Here is a 3,962-nt window from a genome sequence, read left to right as displayed (position 1 = left end):
ACCTGGCGGCTGATCTCGCCGACCGACGAGGCCATCTCCTCGGTCGCCGAGGCCACCGACTGGACGTTGCCGGACGCCTGATCGGACGCGGCGGCGACGACGGAGGCGAGCTGTTGCGCGCGCTCCGCAGTCGAGCTCAGCGATCCCGCCGAGGTCTCCAGCGCGCCGGATGCGGCCGAGACCGTCTCGACGATGCCCCCCACCTGCGCTTCGAAGCTGTCGGCCAATTCGTTCATCGAGCGCTTGCGTTCGCGATCGGCCGCGGCCTGGTCCTGGGCGCGCTGCTCGATGCTGCGCTTGATGTCGCCCTGCATCGAGCTGAGCGAGGTCGCGAGCCGGCCGACCTCGTCGGCCTGATCGATCTCGAGCTGCTGGTTGAAATCGCCCTTGGCAATGCCATCGGCGAAATTGGCGCAATCCTGGATCGGCCGCGCGATCTTGCGGGCAGCGAACGAGATCAGGAAGATCGCGGCGAGCACGATGACGAGACCGACACCGAGCTGCCAGAACGTGCTCGACGTCGCACGGGCGCTGAGGGAGGCATCCAGTTGCCGTGCGGAGGCCAATACGACGTCGCGCGGGATCGAGATCACGACCGACCAGGCGTTCTCGGTGAGCCCGAAGCGGATCGGCGCGTAGATGTCGATATTGGCGAACTTGGGATCGTCCTGCGCCGTGCGCTTGCCGGCCTTGACGATGGCCAGGCTCTCGCTCCAGCGCGGATCGGCTTCCGACGCGTTCTTGCCGATCACGTCCTGATTGGCGCTGTTGGCAACGATGAGGCCAGTATCGTTGAGGATCGCGACCTTGCCCTTGCCCTCGAACAGCGAGCCGTTGATCTTGACGGCGAGCTTCTGCACGAAATCGAGATTGTAGTCGGCGCCGGCGACGCCGCGGAACTTGCCGCCGATCATGACCGGCACCGACATGGTCGCCAGGAAGACCGCCTTGCCCTGAACGATATAGGGCAGCGGACCGAGGATGTTTTCCTGACCCGTCGTGCTCGGATTGATGTACCAGGCGCCCTTCACGAGGCCGTTGGGATGCCGCTCGCTGCTGTCGTACTCGACCAGCGGCTGAACGGCGATGTCGCCATTGGCGTTGCGTGTCCAATAGGGCAGGAAGCGGCCGGTATTGTCCGATCCCACGTCCTTGCGGCCCTTGAACGCCGCGTCATCGTTGTCCAATGCGCCGGGCTCCCAGGCCGAATAGGTGCCGTTGAAGGCAGGATTGAGCTCGAGCACGTGGCGCAGGACCGCGTTGAACTGGGCACGCCGGGCCGCGATGGGAGTGCCGGCCTTCTCGTCGGCCAGCGTCGCGAAGGCATGCGCCGTGGTGCGGGCCGCATCGAAGCCCACCTCGAGCTCGGCCTTGATCGCGTTGGCTTCGGTGGAGGCCCGGTTCATCAGGCTCTCCTTGGTCTGATGGTCGACCAGCTGCATGACCTCATGGGTCACGTACTGGTTCATGCTCTGCGTCGAGAACAGGCCGTAGCCGATCAGCACGACACAGGTGACCGCGAGGCAAATGCCGGCGATCAGCGCGATCTTCAATTGGATGGAGCGAATGGCAGAAAATGAAAGCAGTTTCACGGTGGGCCTCCGAAATACTGTGCCGAGTTAAGGTTACTCGGGTTCGGAACCCGTAAAGATTTGGAACCGTACGACCCACGTGAAAAATAAGTCAGAAGAGGCCGATACCCGGGCCCAAGGCAAAAGAGCGGCGCCGAGGGCGCCGCTCTTGCGTAGTCGAATACCTGTTGAAGAAAGTCAGGCTGCGCGGACGTTGGTCAGGAACTTGCTGACCTCGCTCTTCAGCCGGCCGGAGTCATTGGACAGCATCTGCGCCGCCGACAGCACCTGCGAGGAGGCCGTGCCGGTCTCGGTCGCGCCACGCTGCACGTCGGTGATGTTGGAGGAGACCTGCTGGGTGCCTTGCGCGGCCTGCTGCACGTTGCGGGCGATCTCCTGCGTCGCCGCGCCCTGCTCTTCCACCGCAGCGGCAATCGCCGAGGAGATTTCCGACAGGCGCTCGATGGTCGAGGAGATCTCCTTGATGGCGCCGACCGAATCGTTGGTCGCGGCCTGAATGCCGGAGATCTGCTGGCCGATCTCACCGGTGGCCTTCGCGGTCTGCTCGGCGAGCGCCTTCACCTCGGAAGCCACCACCGCAAAGCCGCGGCCGGCTTCACCCGCGCGCGCCGCCTCGATGGTCGCGTTCAATGCCAGCAGGTTGGTCTGGCCGGCGATGGTGTTGATGAGCTCGACGACGTCGCCGATGCGGGCGGCTGCCTTCGACAGCTCGCTGACGCGCTCGGTGGTGGCGCGGGCCTGGCCGACGGCATCGCCCGCCATCCGCGCCGATTCCTGCACCTGGCGGCTGATCTCGCCGACCGACGAGGCCATCTCCTCGGTCGCCGAGGCCACCGACTGGACGTTGGTCGAAGCTTCTTCCGACGCTCCGGCAACCGTGGTCGCCAGACGCTGGGAGCGTTCGGCCGTCGACGTCAGCGTCGAGGCGGAGGACTCGAGTTGAGTAGAGGCCGACGATACGGTCTGGATGATCTCACCGACCGCGCCTTCGAAATCGTTGGCGAGCCGGGTCATATCAGCCTTGCGCTGTTCTGCGTTGCGGCGTTCGACTTCGACCTGTTCCGCCTTGAGCCGCTCGACCTCGATTGCGTTGGTCTTGAACACCTGGACCGCCCCGGCCATCTGGCCGATCTCGTCCTTGCGCTCGGTGCCCGATATGGCCACTGACGTGTCGCCCCTGGCGAGGACGCCCATCTCGGCGGTGATGCGCTGGATCGGGCGGGTGACCACGACTGCGACGCCAAAAGCGCCCAGCAGCGCAAGCAACAGCGTGACGATGCCGCCAATCGCCATGGCAACCGTCCCGTTGGCGGACGCGGCGTCGGAAGCGACGGCACGCTCGGTCAGCAGCGAACGCTCTTCCGCATCCATCTCGTGCACCACGGCGCGCAGTCCGTCCATGGCCTTCTTGCCGGCGCCGGACGCCTCGAGCTCGCGCGCCTTGGACTGAGTTGCGGGATCCTTCATCAGCGCGATCTCGCGCTGTGCGACATTGGTCATCCAGTCGTTCGCGAACGCCTTGACGCGTTCGAGGCGCTTCTGCTGAGCCGCGTTGTCGGAGGTCAGGCTACCGACCTTGGCCGCGGCTGCCTGAAACTGCTTCTGGCCCGACTCGTAAGGCGCGAGAAAGCCGGAATCGGCCGAGACAAGGTAGCCGCGCACACCGGTTTCGGAGTTGACCATGGCGCTGACGACCTCGGAGAGCTGCTCCAGCACCTGGTAGGTATGAACGGTCATTTTCGCCGTCGAGTTCATCACGCTCAGCGAATTGTAGATCGCGCCCGTGCTGACGGCGACGACGAGACAGATCGCGGCGAAGACCGCGGAAATTTTGGCGGAGACGCGAATATTATTGATCCAAGACATCTATTTCCCCAAGAAATGACCGGCGCGCCGAGTGCACATCAATGGACATGTTCGGTCGGGCAACGAATTCAGCTCTATCTCAATACCGTCGTCTCGTAATCAATTGGGTAAGGACACTCCGCAATACCACTGAGATAAGGGATGACAACGCCCCGTATTCTTACCGACATGTCGCAGAAGGGCGGCCGGCAGGAGGGACCTCGGGACCAAATGAGTTTCCGATTTGGGCCATCGTTGCCACTGGCTTGTGTCGGCCGCGGCACGCCGGAAGCGAACAAGGCGGCTCAGTCCGTATCGGCAGATGCGCGCCGCAAAAACGCAAAGAGCGGCGCCAATAGCGCCGCTCTTGCGTTAGGTGTTGGCTGCAGCTGAGATCAGGCTGCGCGGACGTTGGTCAGGAACTTGCTGACCTCGCTCTTCAGCCGGGTCGAGTCGTTGGACAGCATCTGCGCCGCCGACAGCACCTGCGAGGAGGCCGTGCCGGTCTCGGTCGCGCCACGCTGC

2 protein-coding genes are annotated in these 3,962 nt (G+C 64.2%); both read right to left on the bottom strand.

What is annotated here, in order from left to right; all coding sequences use genetic code 11:
* On the bottom strand, positions 1-1,592 hold a 1,592-nt coding region (locus CO669_RS34740), incomplete at its 3' end, for a methyl-accepting chemotaxis protein (RefSeq protein ID WP_198964423.1).
* Between the two features lie 177 nt (positions 1,593-1,769).
* On the bottom strand, positions 1,770-3,458 hold the full coding sequence (locus CO669_RS34735) for a methyl-accepting chemotaxis protein (RefSeq protein ID WP_198964422.1): 1,689 nt from the start codon (positions 3,456-3,458) through the stop codon (positions 1,770-1,772).
* Between the last annotated feature and the right edge of the window lie 504 nt (positions 3,459-3,962).

This window comes from Bradyrhizobium sp. Y36 (genome assembly GCF_002531575.1).
GTDB lineage: Bacteria > Pseudomonadota > Alphaproteobacteria > Rhizobiales > Xanthobacteraceae > Bradyrhizobium.
Note: the sequence above shows the minus strand (reverse complement) of the source record. Positions and strands in the feature narration are given on the sequence as shown.

Bases quoted from the DNA above. Each gene is read 5' to 3' on its own strand.
- CO669_RS34735 (WP_198964422.1), bottom strand. From the start codon at position 3,458: ATGTCTTGGATCAATAATATTCGCGTCTCCGCCAAAATTTCCGCGGTC.